The sequence below is a fragment of the Psychromonas sp. psych-6C06 genome, from assembly GCF_002835465.1.
Classification (GTDB): Bacteria; Pseudomonadota; Gammaproteobacteria; order Enterobacterales; family Psychromonadaceae; genus Psychromonas.
In genome coordinates this window covers 61,328-87,467 of sequence record NZ_PIZM01000009.1, presented here as the reverse complement: position 1 = coordinate 87,467, position 26,140 = coordinate 61,328, and the positions used below count along the sequence as shown (strand labels likewise).

At 40.4% G+C, this 26,140-nt stretch carries 25 protein-coding genes; 13 read left to right on the top strand and 12 right to left on the bottom strand.

Annotation, left to right across the window (positions count from 1 at the left end; translation table 11 throughout):
• Positions 1-96: 96 nt before the first annotated feature.
• The 3 genes from CW745_RS13020 (at position 97) to CW745_RS13010 (ending at position 2,368) form a co-directional block, all read left to right on the top strand.
• Entirely contained in the window at positions 97-789 is a 693-nt protein-coding gene (locus tag CW745_RS13020) for an iron-sulfur cluster assembly scaffold protein (protein ID WP_101109128.1), read from the top strand.
• Positions 790-805: 16 nt separating this feature from the next.
• Positions 806-1,777: a GGGtGRT protein gene (locus tag CW745_RS13015; RefSeq protein WP_101109127.1), complete on the top strand. Its 972-nt coding sequence runs from the start codon at positions 806-808 to the stop codon at positions 1,775-1,777.
• 84 nt (positions 1,778-1,861) lie between these two features.
• On the top strand, positions 1,862-2,368 hold the full coding sequence (locus tag CW745_RS13010) for a GNAT family N-acetyltransferase (protein WP_101109126.1): 507 nt from the start codon (positions 1,862-1,864) through the stop codon (positions 2,366-2,368).
• Between the two features lie 43 nt (positions 2,369-2,411).
• On the opposite strand, the gene CW745_RS13005 is transcribed toward CW745_RS13010, so the two are convergent.
• Both CW745_RS13005 and CW745_RS13000 read right to left on the bottom strand, forming a co-directional pair.
• Positions 2,412-3,392 (bottom strand): rhodanese-related sulfurtransferase, encoded by a 981-nt coding sequence (locus CW745_RS13005; protein ID WP_101109125.1) that lies wholly within the window; start codon positions 3,390-3,392, stop codon positions 2,412-2,414.
• 730 nt (positions 3,393-4,122) lie between these two features.
• Positions 4,123-5,046, bottom strand: a complete 924-nt coding sequence (locus CW745_RS13000; RefSeq protein WP_101109124.1) for a LysR family transcriptional regulator — start codon at positions 5,044-5,046, stop codon at positions 4,123-4,125.
• Positions 5,047-5,171: 125 nt separating this feature from the next.
• On the opposite strand from CW745_RS13000, the gene CW745_RS12995 reads away from it, so the two are divergent.
• Complete coding sequence (locus tag CW745_RS12995) at positions 5,172-5,795, top strand: glutathione S-transferase (protein ID WP_101109123.1); 624 nt, start codon at positions 5,172-5,174, stop codon at positions 5,793-5,795.
• Positions 5,796-5,819: 24 nt separating this feature from the next.
• Here CW745_RS12995 and CW745_RS12990 read toward each other — a convergent pair whose 3' ends face one another.
• From CW745_RS12990 to CW745_RS12970, 5 genes are all read right to left on the bottom strand, one after another.
• Positions 5,820-6,383, bottom strand: a complete 564-nt coding sequence (locus CW745_RS12990; RefSeq protein ID WP_343226084.1) for a Sua5/YciO/YrdC/YwlC family protein — start codon at positions 6,381-6,383, stop codon at positions 5,820-5,822.
• A gap of 83 nt (positions 6,384-6,466) precedes the next feature.
• On the bottom strand, positions 6,467-7,024 hold the full coding sequence (locus CW745_RS12985; RefSeq protein ID WP_101109121.1) for a type I DNA topoisomerase: 558 nt from the start codon (positions 7,022-7,024) through the stop codon (positions 6,467-6,469).
• A gap of 1 nt (position 7,025) precedes the next feature.
• Positions 7,026-7,499, bottom strand: a complete 474-nt coding sequence (locus tag CW745_RS12980; protein WP_101109120.1) for a DUF494 domain-containing protein — start codon at positions 7,497-7,499, stop codon at positions 7,026-7,028.
• Positions 7,500-7,598: 99 nt separating this feature from the next.
• Complete coding sequence (gene dprA, locus CW745_RS12975) at positions 7,599-8,735, bottom strand: DNA-processing protein DprA (RefSeq protein WP_238596820.1); 1,137 nt, start codon at positions 8,733-8,735, stop codon at positions 7,599-7,601.
• Between the two features lie 29 nt (positions 8,736-8,764).
• Positions 8,765-9,847: a LysM domain-containing protein gene (locus CW745_RS12970; protein ID WP_101109119.1), complete on the bottom strand. Its 1,083-nt coding sequence runs from the start codon at positions 9,845-9,847 to the stop codon at positions 8,765-8,767.
• 143 nt (positions 9,848-9,990) lie between these two features.
• Here CW745_RS12970 and def point away from each other — a divergent pair, with 143 nt between their 5' ends.
• From def to CW745_RS12945, 5 genes are all read left to right on the top strand, one after another.
• Positions 9,991-10,503: a peptide deformylase gene (def, locus tag CW745_RS12965; RefSeq protein ID WP_101109245.1), complete on the top strand. Its 513-nt coding sequence runs from the start codon at positions 9,991-9,993 to the stop codon at positions 10,501-10,503.
• A 32-nt stretch (positions 10,504-10,535) separates the two neighbouring features.
• Complete coding sequence (fmt, locus tag CW745_RS12960) at positions 10,536-11,498, top strand: methionyl-tRNA formyltransferase (RefSeq protein WP_101109118.1); 963 nt, start codon at positions 10,536-10,538, stop codon at positions 11,496-11,498.
• The gene (rsmB, locus tag CW745_RS12955) at positions 11,495-12,799 is read left to right on the top strand and encodes a 16S rRNA (cytosine(967)-C(5))-methyltransferase RsmB (RefSeq protein WP_101109117.1); all 1,305 of its coding nucleotides are present in this window, start codon (positions 11,495-11,497) and stop codon (positions 12,797-12,799) included. Before fmt ends, rsmB begins: the two co-directional genes overlap by 4 nt.
• 86 nt (positions 12,800-12,885) lie before the next feature.
• Positions 12,886-14,262: a Trk system potassium transporter TrkA gene (trkA, locus tag CW745_RS12950; protein ID WP_101109116.1), complete on the top strand. Its 1,377-nt coding sequence runs from the start codon at positions 12,886-12,888 to the stop codon at positions 14,260-14,262.
• A gap of 13 nt (positions 14,263-14,275) precedes the next feature.
• A complete protein-coding gene (locus CW745_RS12945) occupies positions 14,276-15,721 on the top strand; it encodes a TrkH family potassium uptake protein (RefSeq protein WP_101109115.1) in 1,446 nt (481 codons plus the stop codon).
• Here the strand turns inward: CW745_RS12945 and CW745_RS12940 are convergent.
• Genes CW745_RS12940 through CW745_RS12930 form a run of 3 tightly spaced genes read right to left on the bottom strand, consistent with a single transcriptional unit; the run spans position 15,718 to position 17,787 of the window.
• Complete coding sequence (locus CW745_RS12940; RefSeq protein ID WP_101109114.1) at positions 15,718-16,206, bottom strand: hypothetical protein; 489 nt, start codon at positions 16,204-16,206, stop codon at positions 15,718-15,720. The genes CW745_RS12945 and CW745_RS12940 overlap by 4 nt on opposite strands.
• 13 nt (positions 16,207-16,219) lie before the next feature.
• Positions 16,220-17,536 (bottom strand): DNA recombination protein RmuC, encoded by a 1,317-nt coding sequence (gene rmuC / locus CW745_RS12935; protein WP_101109113.1) that lies wholly within the window; start codon positions 17,534-17,536, stop codon positions 16,220-16,222.
• Complete coding sequence (locus CW745_RS12930; RefSeq protein ID WP_101109112.1) at positions 17,533-17,787, bottom strand: hypothetical protein; 255 nt, start codon at positions 17,785-17,787, stop codon at positions 17,533-17,535. Before CW745_RS12930 ends, rmuC begins: the two co-directional genes overlap by 4 nt.
• Positions 17,788-18,024: 237 nt before the next feature.
• Here CW745_RS12930 and glmS point away from each other — a divergent pair, with 237 nt between their 5' ends.
• The 3 genes from glmS to CW745_RS12915 all read left to right on the top strand — a co-directional run bounded on the left by glmS (position 18,025) and on the right by CW745_RS12915 (position 22,544).
• Positions 18,025-19,860: a glutamine--fructose-6-phosphate transaminase (isomerizing) gene (gene glmS / locus CW745_RS12925; RefSeq protein WP_101109111.1), complete on the top strand. Its 1,836-nt coding sequence runs from the start codon at positions 18,025-18,027 to the stop codon at positions 19,858-19,860.
• 168 nt (positions 19,861-20,028) lie between these two features.
• On the top strand, positions 20,029-21,348 hold the full coding sequence (locus CW745_RS12920; protein ID WP_101109110.1) for a GGDEF domain-containing protein: 1,320 nt from the start codon (positions 20,029-20,031) through the stop codon (positions 21,346-21,348).
• 542 nt (positions 21,349-21,890) lie between these two features.
• Positions 21,891-22,544 (top strand): hypothetical protein, encoded by a 654-nt coding sequence (locus CW745_RS12915; protein ID WP_101109109.1) that lies wholly within the window; start codon positions 21,891-21,893, stop codon positions 22,542-22,544.
• A 108-nt stretch (positions 22,545-22,652) separates the two neighbouring features.
• On the opposite strand, the gene CW745_RS12910 is transcribed toward CW745_RS12915, so the two are convergent.
• Complete coding sequence (locus CW745_RS12910) at positions 22,653-24,260, bottom strand: methyl-accepting chemotaxis protein (protein WP_202973197.1); 1,608 nt, start codon at positions 24,258-24,260, stop codon at positions 22,653-22,655.
• Positions 24,261-24,478: 218 nt separating this feature from the next.
• On the opposite strand from CW745_RS12910, the gene CW745_RS12905 reads away from it, so the two are divergent.
• Positions 24,479-25,381 (top strand): HDOD domain-containing protein, encoded by a 903-nt coding sequence (locus CW745_RS12905; protein ID WP_101109107.1) that lies wholly within the window; start codon positions 24,479-24,481, stop codon positions 25,379-25,381.
• On the opposite strand, the gene CW745_RS12900 is transcribed toward CW745_RS12905, so the two are convergent.
• Positions 25,347-26,024: an HAD family phosphatase gene (locus CW745_RS12900; protein WP_101109106.1), complete on the bottom strand. Its 678-nt coding sequence runs from the start codon at positions 26,022-26,024 to the stop codon at positions 25,347-25,349. The genes CW745_RS12905 and CW745_RS12900 overlap by 35 nt on opposite strands.
• Between the last annotated feature and the right edge of the window lie 116 nt (positions 26,025-26,140).

Below are 26,140 nucleotides of genomic sequence, written 5' to 3'. Positions count from 1 at the left end.
GTATCTCTGTTCACTGATGCATTATTAGCATCATCGCGTTCTGTAGGAAATATTACGCCAGAAAACCTGTTTTCCTTAATATAGAAGGAAGACACCATGCAATACTCTTCAGCAATCAACTCAATGTGCCCTATTCAACGTGGCGATTTACATCCCTCTTCACCTATTCCTATCGAAGGAAGCATGATCAATCCAAAAGATGTCATCGCTATCTCTGGTTTAAGCCATGGCGTTGGTACCTGTGCACCTCAGCAAGGCGCGGCTAAACTCACTCTTAATGTAAAACAGGGCATCATCGAAGAAGCGCTTATCGAAACCATTGGTTGCTCTGGCATGACACAATCAGCAGCAATGGCGGCTGAAATCCTCACCGGTAAAACAATTTTAGAAGCGATGAATACTGATTTAGTTTGTGATGCGATTAATGTCGCGATGCGTGAATTATTTCTGCAATTTGCTTACGGCCGTACACAATCTGCTTTTTCAGAAGGGGGATTAGAAGTGGGCGCTGCAATGGATGATCTTGGGCAAACACAACGAAGCCAAGTAGGCACCAGTTATTCCACCAGTGCTAAAGGTGTGCGTTACTTAGAGATTGCAGAAGGTTATGTCACTCAGCTTGCGCTAGATGATCATCGTGAAGTCATTGGTTATCAATATGTCAATCTTGGCAAAATGATGAAGAGCATCAATCAAGGCATCGCCGCTGATATCGCCCTAAAAGAAGCCACAGGCACTTATGGTCGTTATGAAGAAGCAGAACATATCGTTAACCCACGTGAAGCGTAAGCAAGAGGACAAAACAATGAATAACTCAATCCAATCAGTATTAAATGAAATGAACCTTGATACCTTAGAAGCCGCTTACCAATATTGTTTACAAAATGGCATCGACTCAAAAGCGCTGGTGAACGAAACACAAACGATTGCTTTCGAAAACGCCGGAGAAGCTTACACATTAGGCACTGCATTAGCATTATTCCGAAATGCACATAATGCCGAAGAAGCAGCCAATATAATTGGCGAAGGGTTACAAGCTTTTACTAAACCGGGTAGCGTTGCATATGCACGTCAAGTTGGTCTTGGACACGGTGCACTCGCTGCACGTTTACTCAATGAAAAAAGCCAATGTTTTGCATTTCTTGCCGGACACGAATCATTCGCGGCAGCTGAAGGCGCAATCAAAATTGCACTTAACGTCAATAAATCTCGTCAAACGCCACTCAAAGTAATTTTAAATGGTTTAGGTAAAGATGCAGCTTACCTCATTTCACGCATTAATGGTTTTACTTACGTAAGAACGCAATTCGATTACGAAACGGGAGAGCTACATGAGGTCGAAAGACGCCGTTTTTCAAAAGGACTTCGTGGAGAAATATTATGTTATGGCGCAGATGATGTCCGAGAAGGTGTCGCGATTATGCAACGTGAAAAAGTCGATGTCAGCATTACCGGTAACTCAACCAATCCCACACGTTTTCAACATCCTGTGGCCGGCATTTATAAAGCCGAGTGTCACCGCGAAGGCAAAGCATACTTTTCAGTTGCATCCGGCGGTGGTACAGGCCGTACGTTACACCCAGATAACGTAGCAGCAGGCCCCGCTTCTTATGGTATGACAGACACAATGGGTCGCATGCATGCCGATGCGCAATTTGCAGGTAGCTCTTCTGTACCTGCACATGTAGCTATGATGGGCTTTATCGGCATGGGAAATAACCCTATGGTAGGTGCAACTGTCGCACTAGCAATAGAGGTTGATCAACATTTAAACTAAAAATAAGTGTGGCGGGGTTGCAATAGCTTCCCCATCAACCCCTTGTTAAACTACTGAATATTTTTCTAATATAAACACCAAACTATGATTAAAATTACTACTCAACGACTTATTTTACGCCCTTTTCAGCAAGATGATTTATCGGCACTGCATCGGCTCTTTAGCTGCCCTGAAGTGATGCGATTTTCACTCAACGGTCCCTATAGCGAAGAAAAAACATACGCTTTGATGAATCAATGCATTGAAAAATCACAGCAAAACCAAGCAAGCTTACTAGCGGTAATCGATAAAAAAAATCGACAACTTATTGGTTCTTGTGGTTTCTTTGCGCAAACGATTCAAGGTAATGACGAACTAGAGCTCGGTTACCGATTAATAAAGAGCGAATGGGGAAAAGGACTTGCGACAGAAGCGGCAACAGCCATGAAAAACTACGCTTTTTCTGAAATGAGATTAACCCGCTTAATTTCTATAATCGAAAAAGATAATCTTGCATCGCTGCGAGTTGCTGAAAAAAATGGTTTTAAGCTAGAAAAAGTAATGCGCTATGACGGTCGGATTGAAGTTGGAATCTATGCTGTTAATGCATGAAAAATGCCCTTCTTTTAAACCAAGAAAGGCATTCTGTAGGACGTTACTTAGCCATTCGCTGTTGTTCTTTGAACGCTTTTTTCTGCTCACGATTTTGCTCAAGCTGCGTTAACGCATCAGAACCAATATGGGCTTGTCCACGCTCTTTGGCTAAACGGATCTGCTTTTCTCGCTCACTAAAACGCTGCTTCTGCTCTTCGGTGATATTATCAAAACAGTGGTGACAGCTAATACCTTGCATATATTTCGGCGATTTTTTATCTTCTTCTGTTATCGGTAAACGACAACCATGACATTGATCGTATTGACCTTTTTCTAGCTGGTGGTTAACCGATACGCGATTGTCGAAAACAAAACACTCCCCCTTCCACATGGTCTCTTCTTCAGGTACCTCTTCAAGGTATTTCAATACACCACCTTCTAAGTGATAAACCTCATCGAAACCCTGCTCTTTTAAGTAAGCTGTAGATTTTTCACAACGGATACCACCCGTACAAAACATCGCAACTTTTTTATGCTTTTCTGGATCAAGATTTTCTTTCACATATTGTGGGAATTCACGAAAGTTAGTGGTGTTAGGATCAACCGCATTTTCAAAGGTACCAATGCTAATTTCGTAATCATTACGAGTATCAACCAATAACACCTCAGGATCGCTAATCAGTGCATTCCAATCCTTAGGTTTGACATAGCTACCAACAGTACGATTGGGATCAATCCCCTCAACGCCCATGGTAACAATCTCTTTTTTTAATTTTACTTTGGTGCGATAGAAAGGGTTAGTTTCATCAAAGGACTCTTTGGTGGTCAACCCCATAAAGCGTGGGTCTAGCTTTAGCCAACTAATAACGTTATCAATCCCTTCTCGGCTACCCGCGATAGTGCCATTAATACCTTCACTCGCCAGTAATAACGTTCCTTTTACTTCATTATTATTCATAATGTCGAGTAAAGGTTGTTGAATCTCTTTGTAATTTTCAAGTGCGACAAAGCGGTATAACGCGCACACAACTGTTGTAGACATAGTGTTTTCCTCTTAGCTAACTGAAACGTAAATCCAGCGCTGTCATAAATTTAAAGCACATACTAATTCGATTGGTATGAGTGGCGATTATACAAGTTAATAGGCTTTCTAAAATCAATTAATTAACAAATTAATTACAACTGAGCAGCATTATGTGTATGGAGAATAAAAATTTTGCACAAAAAAAAGGGCAACCGAAGTTGCCCTTTCTGAGTAGTCACGCTATCCAATCCTTGATAGTTGATGCTCCCTGCTTACATCCTGTTGACCATGCCTTATTCCAAGGCTTCCATTTCCCACATCCGTTGGGATCTTCCATTTTACTTCCGTGTTAGATAAACCATCCTGGTTATCCATCTTCCCCCAATCCTTAGGAGGTGTCCTTTAACTACATCCTGTAGTTTATCCATTTAGTCATCCTGACCAGGCAAACAATCCTTATTTACCTTATAACTTCCTGTTCAAGTAGTTAACTTGATCACCTTACATCCTGTAAAGCTATCTCGTTGCTACGTAAAAAATAATAACGGCAAAACAACCTAAGAAAATATTTTTTTGTGTAAAGATATCTCAGCCTAAGTAACAAAAATGTATTATTCATTACTTTACAATCACTTAACTATAACCATTGAAATTTATAAGCTTAAAAACATGCTCTCATGAGTACGATTTCTTGAAGTCTCAATGGCGATATTCGCACAACAATCTTTAAGCCCCCTGCACCTTACTATTAAGTTTTATTGCTATTAGTAAACAACGTTGTCATATCTGCAGAAAACTGCTCAAACAAGAATTCGACAAAACAGCTGACTTTTTTAGGTAGGTAACGACGATGTGGGTAAATAGCAAACATGCCAAAGCTAAGCGTCTTGTATTCAGGCAATACTTGCACTAATTCGCCGTTATTTAGCGACTGTTGCACAATAAATTGAGGCACTAAGGCAACACCTGCGCCAGCAATCGCTAACGCACGTACAGAGCGAGGACTATTAACAGAGACATTAGAATTGATTGTAATGGTCTCGGTATGACCATTTTTATCAGTAAAGGGCCACTGTTTGGCGATAGCAAAATTACTATCAACAATACAATTAAGCGTTAGTAGATCAGCAACACGCTGTGGCTTGCCGTGTGTTTTAATGAATTCGGGAGAGGCGCATAAGAGCAGTGGAAAGTGATTAATTTGTCGTGCAATAAGCGTCGAATCATCCACACCGCCAATGCGAATCAACACATCAACTCCTTCTTCTAACATATCAATTTTACGATCTGTCAATAACACTTCTGCTTTTAAATCAGGATATTGTTTTAAAAAAAGAGGTAGCTTAGGCGATAACAGGGTGTCACCAAAGGTCACCGATGTACTGATACGGAGTAAACCGCGAGGATTTGTTTGCTCTCCTGTGACGGTATCAACCAGTTGCTCATATTTGCTAGTCAGCGATAACGCACCTTGATAATAACTTTGGCCCGCTTCTGTTAATGATAATTTGCGTGTCGAACGATTAAAAAGGCGTATACCAAGTTGTTTTTCCACCTCTCCAACATATTTACTAACTAACGCTTTAGACATATCTAAACGTATCGCAGCAGCGGTAAATGATCCTGTTTCGACCACCGCAATCACGGTTTTAAATCCATCTAATGTGTCCATCTCACCACTCCATTGTCAATAATATGTTGATAATAATTCCACATTACCCCTATTTATCAATATAGCAATAAAGCCGATACTATTTTCATCAACTAACAAACAATTAATCAGTAAGGAGCTTCACTATGCCAAACATTAAATTATACCGCCATCCACTTTCAGGCCACTCTCATCGTGTTGAACTATTTATCTCTTTATTAGGGTTAGAAGCACAGCTGATTGAGGTTGATCTTAAAAATGGTGAGCATAAACAACCTGCATTTTTAGCTAAAAATAGCGCAGGACAAGTCCCTGTGATCGAAGATGCTGATAACTCTCTGGCGGATTCTAATGCGATTTTAGTTTATCTCGCTAAAAAATATGATCACCGCGAACAATGGTTACCAAGCGATGATTTACAACAAGCACAGGTGCAACGTTTTTTATCGCTGTCGGCAGGAAGATTAGTGTCTGGTCCTGCAAGCGCACGCTTAGTAAATGTATTTGGCGCACCTTTAAACCATGAAATAGCGATAACGATCTCACATGCACTGTTAGGCGAGTTAGATAATCATTTAGCAGGAAAGGATTGGTTAGTCGGTCAACAGGCAAGCATTGCAGATATCGCCAATTATACCTATATCAAACATGCACCAGAAGGCGATATTTCTTTAGCACAATACAAAAACATTCAAAATTGGTTAACACGTATTGAGGCGTTACCCGGCTTCATTGCCATGCAGCCAACAAGCGTTGGTTTAGCTGCATAGTCTTATTATCAATACCCACAGGCCTTAGCGTAACCTTTCACCAGTGATCGCATGGTGAATTTGTGAAGGGTTATCAAGGCCAGATACCGCAGCTTCGACGGTATGCGCTAATAATGGGTTATCCACAAACATCGCCTTTACCTGCTCGGCATCGGTACAGGCTTCTAAACCCGACAGGTTGGCACTGGTTGAAATAATCGGTTTTGCAAATTCTGTGCATAGTTGTTGCACAACGGGGTGATCACTCACTCTTACTGCAACACTGTCAAAATCACCACTAACTAACTTAGATAATGTTTTTTGAACAGGCACCACCCATGTGAAAGGGCCTGGCCATGTGTTTTCGATTTTTTCTAGTTGCAGTGCGGTCAGCGAGGAAAAGTCTGCATAGTTTTGTAATTGCTCAATATTAGCAGCAATCAAAATCAGCCCTTTATGAGCCGGTCGCTGTTTCAGATCGAGAATACTTTGAATAGCACTATCACAATCAGGATCACAGCCTAATCCAAAAACGGATTCTGTGGGATAAGCGATAACAGCTTCTGAACGCAGGGCAGCAAGGGCAGTTGAGAGATCAAGTTTAGCCAAAATAAAGTGTTCCATTACAAATTGGTTGCTTTCAAGGCTCACGACATCGGATTAATCCAAACACAAGCCTAAACGTAACAGAATTATATCGGCTTGCTTCGGTAACCACACCCTTTTTTTGGACATATTATGCGAAAAGTCGCTGCTGTTTTTCGTTCCACTAAGATAGGCCAATGGCAGTCTGGGCAAAACTCATTCACCGGTTTATCGTTAACAGCATATTTACAGGCGGGGTAATTATCACAGGCGTAAAAGGTTTTTCCAAAACGAGATTGGCGCTGAATAAGATGCCCTTTTTTACAAGAAGGGCATGTAACCTTCTCTGAGATCTCTTCTTTTTCATTGGAGTCTGAAAGCTGTGCAGTGTGTTCACAGGTAGGGTAATCACTACAACCAATGAATAAACCGTAACGCCCCTGCTTTAATACCAATTCAGCGCTACAAAGTGGACAACTAGTGCCCACTAATACTTTTTTTATCTCACTTTTTTCATGTAATGGACGTAAGTAACCACACTCAGGATAACGCGTACAACCAAGAAAAGCGCCTTTCTTACCGTTACGAATATGTAATTCAGCCCCACAATCAGGACAAAGATCTACAATTTTTGAATGTGATGTTACTAAGTCATCTTTACTCATATTAGTGAATTAACCCATCTTCTAGGTCCATTAGCATGGACTCTAACTGCATAAACTCATCTTCACTGCTTGGATCGTTAAATAGCACCATTAATATTAACCATTTCAGATCATGTAAGCCTAATTCATTCATTTCTAATAACATTGCACAGTCAATCACAGTTTCCCGAGTGTGTGCATTTAAAATTTTAGCTTGCTCTAAATAGGAGATATACCCCTGACAGGCACTGTTTAAACGTTGTTGCTCAGCCTCACCGTAGATACGATGTGATGTGGCTTTAGCCTGCTGTACGACAGTATCTTGAGATTGTTCATGTAAGCTAGATAAATGATCAAGCCATGCTAATGCTTTCGAGATATCTGTACGCTGAAATCCCTCTTCTAATAACTCTTCAGTGATCTCCTGCGCATCGACCTCTACATTCTGGTCAACCTGCATATAGCTTTCAAATAGATAAATAATCACTTCAAACATTTTTCTTTTTACCTTAGGCTCGATTGGAAAAATAAACTTGAAAGATCAACAGCTTCCTAAATATCTGCCTGATCATCCTTAATATCGCTGTGATTTTAGTTAACAGCGAGTATAACCGTCAGCGGTAACCTTGATTCTACCAGTTATCTCTAACTCTATTAACTGATTTTGCACATTGATCAAGTCAATACCTGAACGCTCAAGTATCTGTTCAAGTGTGGTGAGATGAAAGTCGATAAATTGTATTAAAGGATGTTGCTCTTCTTGGATATTAGTAGCGCTTTCTTTATCGAGACAAGAAACGGTTGATAAATAACAAATCTCCTCCGTAATATCGCTAATATTAACAACCAGTTTTGCCCCCTGCTGAATAAGATGATGACAACCGCATGCTTGGCTATTATCGATGGAACCAGGCAGCGCAAAGATCTCTCTATTTTGCTCACTAGCGTAACGTGCTGTGATTAACGAGCCACTTCGTTGTGATGCCTCAACCACCAGCACGCCCAAAGATAATCCAGAAATAATACGATTACGCCTTGGAAAGTGACTCGGTATAGCCGGACTATTTGGCCAAAATTCCGACACCAATAAACCATGTTCAATGATTTGACCCGCTAATTTTAAATGTCGTTTAGGATAAATATTATTCAGCCCTGTGCCTAGCACGGCGATTGTTTTTCCACCCGCATCAAGTGCACCTTGGTGAGAGTAACCATCGATCCCTAGCGCAAGGCCACTAGTGACAGTAAGACCAGAATCCACCAAGTCACGTGCAAACTGATATGCTTTTTCCTGCCCATAAGGCGTACAGTTACGACTTCCTACTAAAGCAATTTGTGGGGTTGCTAACAACTGGCTATCGCCCTGTATATAGAGAAGTAAAGGAGGATTGCTGATCTCTTTTAATCTTGCTGGATAACGCGAGTCATCAAAACAGATAATATCGCGTTGTTGGTCGATATCGATCCAAGATAGGTTTTCTTCGATCTGTATTAAATTAGGGTGTAATAATGCATTGATTTGCGTTTCTTTCAAACGGTAACTTTTTAAGGTTGCAACAGGCAGTGTTAATAGTTCGTGGAGAGAGTGTTTGGTGAGTAATTTAAAAATAGTACGTTTTTGTAACGCTGGAATAGCATCGAGCACCATCCAGCGTTTAATCTGCTCTGTGGTTGTAGGTAAAATGTCATCTAAGTCAAAAAGATTTTGTTGAATAGAGACCTTCCTTGCCACAGCCAAAACTGTGGCGAGTTAATTGATGGTTAAAATTCTAGCCCTTTGATTTTGTATTTAGCCCCCATTGCATCAGAGCTGCGCATTACGATAGCAATACTTACTTTTTCATACACTTTAAAGACCATTAATTCACCCAAGCGTTCTGCAGGAATAATAATATCCGCTTCACCCATCTGCTCAAAACGACTGGCATCATCTTTATATTCGATTTTTTTATCGTTCACTATCACACCAGGTCCTGAGCGCATAATAGAAAACATCGAGCCTATTTGAATTTTATCGCGTTTACCTTTATCGATAACCACAACATCCCACTTACCAATGGCAACGGCATTATTAAGAGCGGCTAAAATATGCCCTTCTACGCTAGCAGGAACCGGTTGTGGTAAAAAGTATGCAGGTAACGTTTCATACTCTGGAATAGGCAAAATAACATCGCCCTGACGCGCTTCTCGCTTACTTTTCAAGAAATCAAGTGGTGTCACTTGCTCTGTTTTAGTTACATTTGGATTTTTAGATACTTCAGCATGACCAATAAAGGTTAACTCTTTACCTAAAAACTCGTCGGTAACCGGATCATGAAAATCATCAGATAATCGGTAAATACCGTATAACTTGGTTTTATCATATTGACCCTCACCATAAAATACATCCCCCTCAAAGAAACGAGGTGTACCAATTGCATCACCTAACAAACGAGGTGCTTCTTTTAATAATTCAGGCTCAACAATATGGTCTTTTGAAAGAAACGCTGAGATAGCAGAAAGTGGGATTGTTGGAATTGGTACCCCTTTCTCTTCTAAGCGAGGCTCTGGAGACAATTTTTTCAATTGCTTACGAGTTAACTGAGGCTCTCCATCGATCCAGATAAGTGTTAAGACATCGCCTGGGTAGATTAAGTGTGGGTTTTCAACTTGGCTATTTGCTTGCCATAAACGAGGCCACAACCAAGGAGTATTTAAAAAGTGCGCTGAAATGTCCCACAGAGTATCTCCTTTCACAACCGTATAGGTTTCAGGGTGATCCTCTCTTAGTGTCAGCGTATCTGCAAAAGCTGCAAAAGAAAGCGCTGCGCCTAATAAGAATGAGGTAACTCGTTTAAATTTCATAACAATCCTTGTTTGGTAAGTAAAACTATATCTGTATAAGGAGTGAGTATCCCTATAACCTCACGATGCTTTGTTGCATGTTCAAGCTCCATGGGTATAGAATTAGTGTTCTTTTAACATTAACTATAGAGCAAGATAATATCATGGCTTTACTCGAAGTATTACATTTTCCCGATCAACGTCTTAGAACCGTTGCTAAAGCTGTTGAGCAGATCACACCAGAGATCAAAACTATCGCGTCAAACATGATTGAAACCATGTATGACGAAAACGGTGTCGGTCTTGCTGCAACGCAGGTTAACATTCATTCGCGCATTGTTGTTATTGATGTATCAGAAGAACGCAATCAACCAATGGTGCTAATTAACCCTGAAATTATAGAACAATCTGGTGAAGAAGAATCACAAGAAGGTTGCCTTTCTGTTCCTGATACTCATGCCGATGTTAAACGAAACGAGTTTGTAACATTGCAATATCTTGATCTTGATGGGAATTCACAAACAATTGAAGCAGATGGTTTGCTAGCGGTTTGTATCCAACACGAATTAGATCACCTTAAGGGTAAGCTGTTTATCGATTACCTTTCTCCTTTCAAGCAAAAACGTATTAAAGCGAAACTTGAAAAGATACAGCGTCAAAACGCTAAATTCTCATAAAATCGCAGTAATCAGATAGGTAATATATTTTAGTGGAAAAATTAAACATTGTTTTTGCAGGGACACCTGACTTTGCAGCAAAACATTTAAGCGCACTGATTGAGTCTCAATTTAACGTCGTTGCTGTTTACACGCAGCCTGATCGACCAGCAGGTCGCGGTAAAAAATTAACTGCAAGTGCGGTAAAACAACTGGCCGTTGAGCACGATCTACCGGTCTATCAACCGGAAAACTTTAAATCTGAAGAGAGTGTTGCAACACTAGCGTCACTGAATGCAGATTTAATGATCGTCGTCGCTTATGGTTTAATTTTACCCACTAACGTATTAAACACCCCACGTTTAGGTTGCCTCAACGTACATGGCTCACTATTACCAAGGTGGCGTGGTGCCGCCCCTATTCAACGTTCTATCTGGGCGGGTGATAAAGAGACAGGTGTCACCATCATGCAGATGAATGAGGGGTTAGACACCGGTGATATGCTTAGTAAAGTTGTTTGCCCAATTGCAAGCCACGAAACCAGTAGCACGCTTTACGAAAAATTAGCGATTCAAGCACCACAAGTATTAGTGGAGACCATCGAAAAATTAGCAAATAACGAGCTAACTGCAGAAGTACAAGATGAAACACTGGCTAACTATGCGAAAAAACTCAGTAAAGCAGAAGCACTAATCGATTGGTCACAGGATGCGGTGTTTATTGATCGTTGCGTACGTGCCTTTAACCCGTGGCCAATGAGTTACTTTGAACTAGCAGGAAAACCAATAAAAGTTCATCAAGTTAGTATTATTGAAGAAACCTCAAGTCAGCCAATTGGCACCATTATTAGTGCCGATAAAAATGGCATTCAAGTAGCAACGGGTAACGGCATTCTTAACCTGCAAGTGCTACAACTTGCCGGTAAAAAAGCGATGCCGGTACAAGATATCTTAAACTCCCGTAAAGAATTATTTGCGCCCGGAACCGCGTTAAATGCTCAAGGTGTGCAAGGATGAATATACGCGCATTAGCAGCTAAAGTGCTCAATCAAGTGGTCGAACAAGGACAGTCTCTTTCACAAGCATTGCCCAGTGCACAGCAAGACTTAAATCCAAAAGACAAAGCACTCTTACAAATGCTTTGTTATGGTGTTTTACGCACCCTGCCAAGGATCGATTTCTTTTGTCGCTCATTGATGCAAAAACCATTAAAAGGCAAACAGCGAGAGTTGCACTTTTTAATTTTAGTGGGCTTTTATCAGCTACTCTACACACGCATCCCTAGTCACGCGGCCGTTGGCGAAACCGTAAACGGTGCTAAAGCATTAAAAAAGCAAGCACTAAAAGGGATGATTAATGGTGTGTTACGTAATTTTTTACGTGAGCAGGAAGGTTTAATTGAAAAAGCGGATCAGCAAGATACATTAAAGTATTGTCATCCAAGCTGGTTAGTTAAGCGTTTACAACAGGCGTATGGTGAGCAACAAGCCGCAACCATTATGACTGAAAATAACCAACAGGCACCAATGTGGTTGCGAGTAAATCAAACACACCACAATCGTGAGCAATACCAACAATTGTTAAGCGAAGCCACACTACCAAGTATTGTCGCTAGCGATACTGAAAACAGTAATGCACTGCGCCTTGAGAAAGCCACCGATGTTTATAAATTACCAGGTTTTACTGAGGGTTGGGTATCGGTACAAGATGGCGCAGCGCAATTAGCGGCACATTACTTAGGCGCACAAGCCGATGAATTAATTCTTGATGCCTGTGCAGCACCGGGTGGTAAAACGGTACACGCATTAGAACTACAACCCGCGATCAAACAGATGGTAGCCGTTGACGCAGATGCCAACCGTTTAACGCGTGTCGAAGAGAATTTAGCGCGTTTAAACCTTAAAGCAACGGTGATTCATGGCGATGCTTCACAACCAGATACTTGGTGGCAAGGCGAACAGTTTGATCGCATTTTATGTGATGCGCCCTGCAGTGCAACAGGTGTTATCCGTCGTCATCCAGACATTCGTTGGTTACGCCGTGACAGTGATATTGCCGAGTTAGTGGCGCTACAAAAAAGCATTCTAAGCGCATTATGGAAGAAGCTAAAACCGGGTGGTGTTTTACTGTATGCAACCTGTTCCATTTTACCCGATGAAAATGAGCAACAAGTACAACGCTTTTTAGAAAGTCAAAGTGATGCCACATTAATTCCATTGTCAGAACAATATAATAGCGTTGAACACGGTCGCCAATTATTACCGAATGAAGATGCAATGGATGGCTTCTATTATGCAAAACTTCAAAAAGCGAAATAAAACACTGCGCCATTTACCCCATAAATAGCGCCAATATGGAGCACTCTATTGAATAAGTGCTCCCTATCCAAGGATTATAAGCAACGATGAAAATTATCATATTAGGTGCAGGACAAGTTGGCGCATCACTGGCTGAAAACTTAGTAGGTGAAAATAACGATATCACCGTTGTTGATTCTTCTCATGAACAGCTACAAGACCTTCAAGATAGGTTTGATTTACGTGTCGTTCAAGGTAATGCGTCTAGTCCACGTACATTAGGGGAAGCAGGCGCAGCTGATGCTGATATGTTAATCGCAGTGACTAATTCTGATGAAATAAACATCGTTGCCTGTCAAATCGCCTTTACCCTCTTTAATGTGCCTAAAAAAATTGCGCGAATCCGCTCACAAAGCATGGTGATGTTTGAAGAGGAGCTTTTTAATACTGATGCATTCCCTATCGATCATATTATTGCCCCAGAAAAATTGGTCAGTGATTATATCTATCAATTAATTGAGCATCCCGGTGCATTACAAGTCGCACACTTTGCTGAAGGTCGTGTGGGTTTGGTCGCAATCAAGGCCTATTACGGTGGTTCGTTAGTAGGTAATGCAATTTCAACACTGAAAGAACATATGCCTAATATCGAAGCTCGCGTAGCGGCTATTTTTAGGCGAGGCAAAGCAATTCGTCCACAAGGCACGACCATTATTGAAGCCGACGATGAGGTATTCTTCATTACCGCGAGTCAGCATATTAAAGCGATAATGAGTGAAATGCAGAAATTAGAGCACCCATACAAGCGTATTATGATTGTTGGGGGAGGCTATATCGGCGAGAGTCTTGCTAAGCGTTTAGAAAAAGAAAACTCCGTTAAACTGATTGAAAAGAATTTAAAACGTGCTGAATACCTATCTGAAACGCTGTCCAATACCATTGTTTTTTGTGGTGGCTCCTCCGATCAAGAGCTATTAGCTGAAGAACATATTGATCAAATAGATCTGTTTATCACCGTCACCAATGATGATGAAGCGAACATTATGTCTGCAATGCTAGCCAAACGTATGGGCGCACGTAAAGCGATGGTTCTTATTCAGCGCACCGCATACGTTGACTTAGTGCAGGGTAATATATTAGATATCGCTATATCACCGCAACAAGCAACAATCTCAGCGCTACTTACCCATGTCCGTAAAGCCGACCTTAAACACGTATACTCATTGCGTGAAGGGGTAGCCGAAGCAATTGAGATCATTGCTCGTGGTGACAGCATGACATCTAAGGTCGTAGGCAAACAGCTAAATCAATTAAAATTACCACCCGGTACAAGTATCGGTGCCATTGTCCGTAACAATGAAGTACTCATTGCACACGATGATACGGTGGTAGAAAGTGATGACCACGTGATTTTATTTTTGGTTAATAAAAAATACATTAGTGATATTGAAAAGCTATTCCAGCCTAGCCCATTCTTCCTGTAGTTTGGTGCTATAAATGGTTTATCGCCCGCTCTTTTTTATCACCGGTCTGGTGCTATCTAAAATGGCAGTGTTCATGTATTTCCCAATGGCACTGGCTTTTTATCAAGACAGCTTAGGTGGAGTTGAGTTCCTTTCTGCAATCGCAATCACCCATATTGCTTCTTTTATTTTTATCTTCCTCGGTGGTGAAAAACAACGCTCAAGACTCGGTGTACGAGAGATGTTTTTGCTCACCACTGGCGTGTGGGTACTAGCAAGCTTATTTGCGGCACTCCCCTTTGTGTTTATTGAACATATTAGTTACAGCGATGCTTTTTTTGAGACGATGTCTGGTATTACCACTACTGGTAGTACCGTATTACATGGGTTAGATAACATGCACCCTAGCATTCTTCTCTGGCGCTCAATCTTACAATGGTTAGGAGGTGTTGGGTTTATCGTAATGGGGGTAGCTATTTTGCCCTTCTTAAACGTCGGCGGGATGCGCCTTTTCCAAACTGAATCTTCCGACTGGTCAGATAAAGCTGAGTCTAAAACACGACGTGTTGCGATGGATATTTTAATCGTCTATCTATTTTTAAGTATCTGTTGCTTTATCGGTTACCTGCTCTCAGGAATGAGTAGCTTCGATGCGCTAAATCATGCGATGACCACTATATCTACGGGCGGATACTCTACCTCTGATGGCTCAATGGGTAATTTTTCACAGGGGGCACACTGGAACGCCATCCTATTTATGTTTTTAGGAGGCCTGCCATTTCTACTTTTTATCCGCGCCATCAATCGACGCAATGCTTTACTCTTGCTAAAGGATGCTCAAATTCAAGGCTTTATAAAGTTGGTTGTGTTTTGTACATTCTGTTTAACGCTACACCTCACCTATAGTGGTCAATTTGGTTGGCTCGATGCTATTCGCTTAAGCTTATTTAACGTCATGTCTGTTGTCACAACGACAGGTTTTGGTTTAGATGACTTTATTAGTTGGGGCGATTTTAGCGTGATGATCTTCTTTGGTTTGCTGTTTGCGGGTGCTTGTTCAGGCTCAACCACTGGCGGTATTAAAATTTTCCGCTTTCAAATAGCCTTTAGCTTATTAAAGCGTCAACTTATGTTGCTGATGCATCCACATGGCATCTTTCCACAAAAGTATAACAATCGTGTCGTCAGTGATGATATTTTGCGCTCGTTAATTGCCTTTGTACTTGCATATGTAGCCACTATTTTAGTGGCCTCTTTACTGCTCACTTTATGTGGCTCAAGCGCGATGACATCGTTAACCGCAGCGATTACTGCAGTCTCTAATGTCGGACCGGGTCTTGTCTCTGAAATAGGCCCTGCTGGGAATTTTGCACATTTTTCAGACCTATCCAAATGGATACTATCATTATGTATGCTAATGGGCCGTTTGGAGATATTGACAGTGGTGGTGATGTTAACTCGCCATTTCTGGCGACGTTAGTGCTTGTAAGCTCCAAAATGAGCGCTCGGATCAGGCCGATGAGCTAACATATACTCATAAGTTTTTGCGTTCAGTGTACGGCTGTTTTTAACACGCAAACAGATCTCCTGCCACATCGCTTTAGGTATCTCTAAGTTCTGATTTATGCGCCACTTCATTGAAGTTAACTCTCCATCTTTTCGATGTTGAAAAGTCACCACTGGGTAACTATAACGCTTACCGCTCTCTGTCACTTTGACCTCATGGGTAAATGAAATCCCCTTAAAACCGGTATTGGAGCGCTTAGATTTGATATTATTACGCGCATATTTGAGTTGTTGTTTGAGTAACTGGCGCTCTTTATCTTGTGCAAGTTGTAACGCCTTTGAGTCGGTATAGGTTGAATATGAAAAATATGCTTGTTTCGACTTACCATTAACACTAACCGAAACACGTACACCTGACCATCCGCTGGAAAGCTCTCCGGGTTTATAGATTCGAATCATATTACCTCTCTTATCACTTTTCTCCCTTTGCTAATTCAACAAGTTGCTCTGGGAGTGGTTTATTCACAGTGACCCCCATCGTTTTCAGGGATTCTGCTTGCGCAATTAAATTACCGCGACCTTCACTGAATTGCTTCAAAGCATGGTCATAACTATCCTGGGCCTTGCCCAGCTGAGTACCCACTTCAAGTAAGTTATTACTAAATAAGCGTAGCTTATCGTATAACTTACTGGCTTGATTTGAGATCAAACGACCATTTTTTTCCTGTAAATCAAAGCGCCATAGGTTTTCTATAGTACGAAGGGCAATCATTAAATTAGTTGGGCTCGCAAGAAGAATGTTATTATCTAATGCGAGTTTCACTAATTCGGGATCGTGCTCAATGGCGACAATAAATGCAGGTTCCACGGCAACGAATAACAGTACATAATCTAAGCTATTTGCACCAATCAAATTTTGGTAATCTTTTTTGGCTAGCCCTTTGATATGCTGGCGCACCGATAATGCATGTGCCTTAAGCGCTTCTTGCTGCTCATTCACATCATCACTGTTAAAATAACGCTCATAGGCCACCAGCGATACTTTAGAATCAATGATAATATTTTTATTTTGTGGTAAATGAACGACTACATCAGGTAAAAAGCGTTGCCCTGATTCGCTCTTATAATGCCCCTGTGTTTCATATTCGTGCCCTTCACGTAGTCCCGAGTTTTCTAGAATACGTTGCAAGACCACTTCTCCCCAATTACCCATCTGTTTATTATCTCCCTTCAAGGCATTGGTTAGGTTATTGGTTTCCTGTTGCATCATCTGATTAAGCTGTGCCAATTTATTAATTTCAGCCTGTAAATTATAGCGCTCTTTGCTTTCACTCATATAACACGCATTCACTTGTTGCTTAAACCCCTCTAACTGTACTTTAAAAGGGGCTAATAACTGCGTTAAATTATCTTCATTAAGTGCCTTAAACTGCGCCGATTTATCATTGAAAATACGTTGCGAAAGCAGTTCAAATTGTGCACTCAACTTTTCTTCACTGGCTAATTGATCACGCAACCGTTGCTCTCCTGCCTGCAAACGTACTTCCGATTCCCGCAATCTTGCTGTTAATTTATTCTGTTGAGATTGTAAGCTTTCAACCAACAATTTTGATGCTTCTAATTCTGTCGAGCGACTTTCCAGTAGTGATTGTTGAAAGTTACTTTCTTGTTGGTGAAGCAACTGTGTTGTTGTTAACTGGCTTTTAGTGCGTAGGTACAAAGCACAAGAGAGCAATAGCAAGACGACCAGTGTCGCTAAAATTGATAATTCGATGGGGGTAAGGTTCATGAATACTGTAACTTTTTAAGATATTCAGTCACAAATTTATTACTTCGATTCCATAAAAGCAGGTAAGCCAAGTAGATAGCGAATACCAACCATTTATGTATGTTTTTTCCTTTATCTAAATCTGCAAAAGTAAAGTTTGCATCATAACGACTCATTAACATGACATACGCAATCATAATAAGTGGGATCACAAATACCGATGATAGTTTCCACAGTAAAATTAGTAATTGGCTAAGTTGGGTAATAAACATCGAATTCTCCACAAAAGGTTACTGTTATTTTAAACAGTTATTTCTCATTTAGCGACCCTCTTTAAAAATTATGTGCCATGCATCTCAGTATCATTTTCTAAAAATCAGAAAAAACATGCAAAAAATATTTTATTTTGCGTGTTTATTTACCTAAAAATGCACTATCCTGCATTAATATATATTTTTATGCAGGTTTATCTTTGATTTGAACACTTAACTATATGAGGCAGAATTACTATGTGTGGAATTGTTGGCGCTGTAGCGCAAAGAGATGTATCAGATATTTTACTTGAGGGATTAAAGCGACTTGAGTACCGCGGTTATGATTCCGCAGGCGTTGCTATCGTTAATAGCGATAACGAACTGATTCGATTACGACGTTTAGGGAAAGTCAATGCGCTCTCAGAGGGCCTTTCAGCAGCCCCCATTGCCGGTGGAACAGGGATTGCTCATACCCGCTGGGCAACTCATGGTGAGCCTTCTGAGATTAACGCTCACCCACATATGTCCGGTAATGATATTGCAATTGTCCATAATGGCATTATTGAAAATTACGAAAGTTTACGCGACACCCTACGTAACCGTGGGTATCAGTTTACATCACAAACCGATACCGAAGTCATTGGCCACTTACTGGAGTGGGAGTTACGTCAGTCGGAAAATTTACAGGAAGCACTACAAAAAACCGCACAACAACTTCAAGGCGCCTACGGTACAGTCGCAATGGATCGTCGCGATCCAAGTCGCTTAGTCGTCGCGCGCTCAGGAAGCCCGCTTGTTATTGGTTTAGGAATTGGCGAAAACTTTATTGCCTCTGACCAGTTAGCATTATTAAATGTAACTCGTCGCTTTATGTTTTTAGAAGAGGGTGACGTGGCTGAGATAACACGCCATAGCGTAACAGTATTCGATATTAACGGAGATCAAGTCTCCCGCGAAATTCATGAATCACAAATTGAGCATGATGCAGGTGACAAAGGGAAATACCGCCACTTTATGCAAAAAGAAATTTTTGAACAACCAAGTGCATTAACCAATGTGATGGAAGGACGCCTCAGTAAAAACAGCGTATTAGTTGAGAGTATTGGAACAGGGGCGAAAGAGATTTTATCGAAAGTAGAGCATATACAAATCATCGCCTGTGGTACATCTTACAACTCCGGCATGACTGCTCGTTATTGGTTTGAAGCATTGGCGGGAGTAAGTTGTGACGTAGAGATAGCATCAGAGTTTCGTTATCGAGAATTTGTTGTGCGCCCCAATAGTTTATTGCTTACCCTATCGCAATCGGGTGAAACAGCGGATACCTTAGCTGCATTACGTTTAGCCAAACAAAAAGGTTACATGTCAGCAATGACTATTTGTAATGTTTCAGGTTCCTCTTTAGTGCGCGAATCGGACCTCGCCTTTATGACTCGTGCAGGTACAGAAATTGGTGTTGCTTCTACCAAAGCCTTCACCACTCAACTAGCAGCAATGCTAATGCTGGTAACTGCAATAGGTAAAGAACAGGGTAAGATAAACAGACAACAGGAGGAAAATATTGTTAAAGCGCTACACAGCTTACCTTCTGACATATCAAAAGCACTGACTTTTGATAGCGAAATTGAACAACTAGCCATCGATTTTGCAGATAAGCAACACACTCTATTTCTTGGGCGCGGTGAATATTACCCAATTGCCATGGAAGCATCATTAAAACTAAAAGAGATCTCTTATATTCATGCTGAAGCTTATGCAGCAGGTGAACTAAAGCATGGCCCGCTAGCACTTGTGGATGCAGATATGCCAGTCGTCGTTATCGCGCCAAGCAATGATCTGTTGGAAAAACTCAAATCCAATGTAGAGGAGGTACGCGCACGTGGTGGGCTCTTGTATGTATTTGCGGATGAAAATTCTGGTTTTGAGGCCTGCGATGGCATGAAAATCATCTCTCTACCTCATGTAGACGATATTATCGCGCCAATCTTTTACACGATACCAATGCAACTACTTTCTTATCACGTTGCATTAATCAAAGGAACAGATGTTGACCAACCACGAAACCTAGCCAAGGCAGTTACCGTCGAATAGGCATGCTGTCAAAGCCCCTATTCAGTATCAAAATAGGGGCTAAAATAAACAATATAAATATAAAATCTACCTAACTCATACTTATGCTATCAAAGCGTTGAATTTGATTGCTTAGCACTTTAATCTATACCTTTATTTTGATCTTTATGCTAGATAAAAGGCCTGCAAATGAATTCCAGCCTGAGAACTATTTCTCTACTGATACTAATTAGTGCGACAATTATAGCTCTTTTCGCCTATGAAAATGGGATTTACAAGACGTATAGCGTTGATCTTACTCGTCAAGAGCAGATGGGATTAAATACCGATCTATCACAAGGCGGGCAAACAACTGCTGATATTACTTACACTGACGAAGGTATTATGCTTAAGTGTAATATTAGTCTGGAATACCAGTGGCCATATTGCGAGTTAAAATTACATTTAGCTGAACGAGAAGATCAAGGTGCATTCAACTATGCAAAAGGAGTGGACCTTTCCGCATATACAGAGGTCTTTCTTAATATCAGTACAATGGGTGAAGCAAACGATCAAATACGTTTTTATATTCGTAACTACAACCCGCTCTACACCAACCTATACACCGATGGAAACTCCTTAAAAATAAACGAAGTGGAGTACTCCCCAAATGATTATCCGAACGGAAAATTCATACCTATCAAAGACTTCAATGTTGTTTCATGGTGGCTACAGGCTCGTGATATTCCGCTAGAATTACGTGGTGTAGAAATTAGCAATAGTCCACTACTAACGGTTGCTTCTGGCGGGCTAGTTGATGAAGGGGAGATAACTATTCTCGTAAAAGAAGTTACCTTTCGTTACAACCTAATTAGTAAAGAAAATATTCTATTTTCAATTATTGCAATGTGGTTTGGTAGCGCAGTTATCGCACTATTAGTTCAACTTAAATCTTTCCGTTCACGCCTCCGCCAATCTAAAAGCCAACAACTAAAACAGAATGAAGTGATGGCTGCATTACAACTAGAAAAACAAGAGCTAGAAAAATTAGCCAAGCGTGATGCTCTGACAGGATTAAGAAACCGAGTAGGCTTAAGTAAGTACCTGATTGAATGTGAAGAGAAAGCACACGCACAGCGTATCCCATTTAGCCTTATTTTTATTGATATTGATTTTTTCAAACGTATTAATGATGAGCATGGTCACTCTGTCGGAGATGATCTTCTAATTCAATTCGGGCGCACCATTAATGAAAATATTCGTCAAAAAGATAAGTTTGCCCGCTGGGGAGGCGAAGAGTTTATTATTCTATGTATGGACACTAAACGAGATAAAGCCATCAATCTAGCTCAAAAACTATGTAAGCTAATCGCTGAAAAGCCATTATTAGCAGGCATTAATACAACGGCGAGCTTTGGCGTAGCTGAGTTACATCGACATGAGTCTACAGCTTCATTTTTAGAGCGCGCAGACAACGCACTATATAGGGCTAAAACTAACGGACGCAACCAAGTACAAGCAGCCGATTAACTTTCAGAAGGCGAGCAGCTCTCGCCTTCATCTGTTTATCTTTACAAGCAACTCATTACCCATCAATAAAATATTCACCATCTCAGATATTCAAACCTAATAATTCCAATCTAATTAAATCTGTTAACTCAATTTTGCCCAGGAAAAGTGACTTAACTCAAGGCGGAATTTGAGGTAAACGTTTGTTCTATTTAAATAGTTTTTAACGACGAGATCGGCTTCTTTAGCCAGTGAAATAGATCTGCTATTTATTTCTAGAAAAGGGATGAGTGTTGTGTGGGAAGCTAAAATAGGCTAAAAAATCAAGTCGATGATAGCCTTTGGCTAAAAACCTGCCCGAAGGATTTAGGCAGGTTTCTAGCTAACCAAAGCAGTTAACAAGATGCTGTGCAAGGCACCCAATCAACAAAAAAGATAGTAACAAAACAAAAAACCAAATGCAAATGATAATTAATACTATTTGGGAGATTTATACTATCGGTTGATGTGAGAAAAGTAACAAGGGTAAACTCCCTGCATCCTTCATCAAGAGCAAATATATAATGAACAGTTATACAGCCATCGAAATACCTTTTAACTTTCGCAACACCTGTTGGTTTTGTGGTGAGCCTGATGATAAAAATATCTGCTTTCCGAGAAAAGAATATGAAAGCAATATCGTTACTCATAAAGCAATTTTTTTGCCGAGCTGTAAAGAGTGTGCATCTATTGTAAAACGTACCGCGTTTACTTCAGTTTTTGCTTACCGTGATGCGATTAAACAAGCACTCGTTAAAAAACACCAAAAAGTATTAAGCATTGGCTCGAATTGGACTGAGCAAGAGCTTCTCGAGTCTGAGCTCGAAGGCAGTGCCTTTGAAGGCTTTAAACGCAGTGCTTGGCCAATGTTTAAAATGATGCAAGCACGCATCAACTATCAAGGTTGGCCAGTGGTCATTAATAACGATCAATTAATTGCTGAGTTAGACAATGAACAGTTTGAGTTTGACGGCATTCATTATCCTTGCTTAAACGATGCGGTTACCCATGCTGTTAAAACTTTTTTTTTAGATGAGGAGTTATTTACACGTGTATTAAGCGTTTTAGGTAAAAATAAATTTTCACAAGCAATTCGCCTATGTCGCTTATATCCAAAACTTACTAGTAAACAAAGAGAGGAAGTATTTTTAGAAATACTCGATAGTATTGGCTTGTAATCGCAATGACAAAGTAGTTAACCTCAGTTCTGGTAATGGAAGAGCCACCCAAAAGCCTATTAAAAAAGGAGGCTAAGCCTCCTTAATAGTTCACCATAACAGCGATGTTTATACTTTAAACTGCGCAACCAACTTATCAAGCTTACTACATTGTGTACCTAATGCTTTACATGCTTTTTCTGCATCTGAAACAATACCAACAACCTGATGACTATTTTCAGCAATGCGTTGGACATTCACATTAACATCTTCACTAACCTGACTCTGTTGCGTTGCAGCGGTAGCAATCTGAATGTTCATATCATTAATAACACTGATTGCTCCTGCAATTGCATCTAAAGAGTTACCAGCAATATCTGCTTGCTGTACTGTTTCTTGGCCATTGGTTTGTGAAGAGGTCATCACTTTAACAGCGTGCTGTGCACCATTTTGCAACTTCTCAATCATGCTCTGAATCTCACCAGTGCTATCTTGCGTTTTACTCGCAAGAGAGCGCACTTCGTCAGCAACCACAGCAAAACCGCGTCCCTGCTCACCAGCACGGGCAGCCTCAATAGCTGCATTTAACGCTAACAGGTTTGTTTGGTCTGCAATGCCACGAATAACATCTAAAATCGAGCTGATATCTTTTACATCATTTTCAAGCGTATTAATAACATCGCCAGCCTGTGCTATCTCAGTTGAAAGCGATTGAATTGAAACCACTGTTTCACCTAACACCAATTTAGCATTATTTGCTTCATCACTTGCACTTTGTGAGGCACTAGCGGCTTCATTAGCATGACTACTGACAGTATCACTGGTTGCACTCATTTCATGGACAGCTGTCGCTACAGCATCACTTTCCTGTTGTTGCTCACTCGCACCAGCAGAAATAGACTGGGTTACATTGCCAATATTATCCATCTCATTACGTACTTGCTGTGAAGCTTCAACAACCTCTGAAATAGTACGATGAATTTTTTCCATGAAATCATTAAAGGCACGAGCAAGCCTGCCGATTTCATCTTCTGTTTCAACCTGAACACGTGCCGTTAAATCGCCATCGCCTTGAGAAATATCCTTCATTGCGCGACTCAAGCGTTGAATAGGCGCAATAATTAAGCCTGATAAAAACCATGTTAATATGACGGATAGAATAACTGCTATCAACCCACCTAATTCCATAATAATCGTGGTTCGTTTAACGTAATTTTGTTTCTCTTGTTGGAGCTTATTTTCCGCTTGCTCAATACGCTCAGAAAGCGTTTTAATGCCATCTCTTATTTCATCAAAAAGGGATTTAAGTTGTAATTGATGTTTTACGTAATAAGACTCATAGCCATTTGATAGCTCGAAAAAACCTTCATACAAATTTAATGAGGCTTGCAAATCATCACGTAGCTTTTGCATGACAGCATTGTTTTGAGGGGCAATAAACCCTGAGTCGATTAATCTCTGCGGAGCATTTAAGCGAGCGCCTATTTTTTCTAATTCATCAGCGAACTCGGTTTTATAGTAACGAATTAAATTAGGATCGCCATCTGCTAAAACGATGGCAGTGGTATAGGACATAATCTGATAAAGATCGCGATAACCATCATTCAGTTGCGATAAAACAGGTTTTACTTGCTCATTTTGCAATCTATCTGAATCTTCCAAATCGTTAAAGGCTAACCAAACATTCACTAAAATGGCGACAAACAAAATAGACACTAATGACACCGGCAAAGCCATTTTGGCTCTTAAACTTATTTTTGATAACACATCACACCCCACAGATAAAAAATAGATAATTATATATCGACAAATCATAGAGATACTTGAATATTATTGCCAATATCATTGCTCACAGTTAATCAAAATAACTTCATTTTCTCAGCAATATACATCAAAAAAACAATAAAACACTGAGTTTGTATTACACTCATAATTTATTTTCAAGGATACATTACGTGCAACGAAAACTTTCCAGTGCTTTTTATGATGCGATGTTTGGTCCAGAGCAACTCAGTACTGAAATCAACCCTGTTGAGCAAAAAGCATTAGAGAATGTTAGGTTTATTCTTAACGATAGTGAGCAATTAAGCGCTCGAATCCCACCATTACCAGCAGTATTATTAGAACTTATCGATACATTAAAAAATGACAACGCAAAGTTTTTAGATATTGCATTAGTGATTGAAAAAGATCCTTCACTTGCTATTGAAGTGTTGAAAGTAGCCAATTCAGCACTCTATTTCACGGGTGAAGGCGAAGTGACCTCTTTGCCCAAAGCGGTTTCATTAATTGGGGTTAAAGCGATAGCCAGTATTTCAACCACCATCTTATTAGAAAAAATTCGCCCGGTAGCCCCTATCTATTACAAAATGTTTGGTAAACAGATCTGGATACACTCAATGCAATGTGCTTTTTTATGCCGGGAGTTGGCAAAAGCTGAAAATGAAGATGAGTTTGATGCCTACTTTTTAGGATTGATTCATGATGTGGGCAAAATCATTATTTTTAATTGCCTATGTGAAGCCTTGCGTACCGAGCCCCCTGGTAGCACACCGGGTACACGCACCTTCAAGGAGTTGATGTCTGAAATGTCAGCAGACATCTCTTTTTTTATTGCTCAGGAATGGGGCCTACCAGTACTTTATTGCGATGCCCTGCAAGCACATCACAATATTCATGAATCAGCACTGGCGACACTTTTATATAAAAGTAATCTGCTAAGTGAAACCTACCTTCTGACGAAGAAGAAGGGGTTAGACGAAAAAATTATTGATAACCTTTTAACAAAGATGTCTATCGATAAACAAATATGGCTAGACTTTATTAAGCTATGCCCTGAGATAGAACGCCATGTTTAGTTAACTGCTGTGGCACCATCGTTAATGAATCAAGGACATTATGCCCCAAAGCTAATACCTCAGAGCAAGGGGCAACTAAATCAGGAATTTGAAATACCTGCATTTTAGCCGACACCGCTGCACGTACACCATTGTTAGAGTCTTCAAAGGCTAAACATCGTGCAGGCAACACCTTTAAACGATCGGCAGCTAACAAAAATATTTCAGGATGAGGTTTGCCATGCTGCACTTCACACCCTGTCGAAAGGCTATCGAAAAAATCATATATTCCAGCGAGTTTTAGTTTAGTGATCGCTAATTCACGATGTGTGGATGTTGCTACTGCCATCGGGATTTTTTCAGACTTTAACCAATTTAATAAAGCCAAAACCCCTTTTTTTACTGGGATTGCCTGTGTATTAACAACGGGGTGATATCTATCCATCCAAGCTTTACGCAATATTTGATAATCAATTTTATCGCCATATCCAGCGGTTAAAATATTTTCTATCCCCTGTGCATTACAACCAATAATAGATAGGTAGGTATCTTCTAGAAAAGGAAGTGATAATGCCTCACAACTCTCACGAAAAGCTTGTTGGCAAACTCTTTCAGTATCTAATAACAGGCCATCCATATCAAAAATAGCCGCTTGGTAATTCATCACACTCTCCCAATTAAAACGCAATAATACCGTTAACTGATATGAAACAAAAGCACTCTAAAGATTCACTTTATTTTATTTTAATAAACAGAAACTGCGATCTGGGCACGCTATTA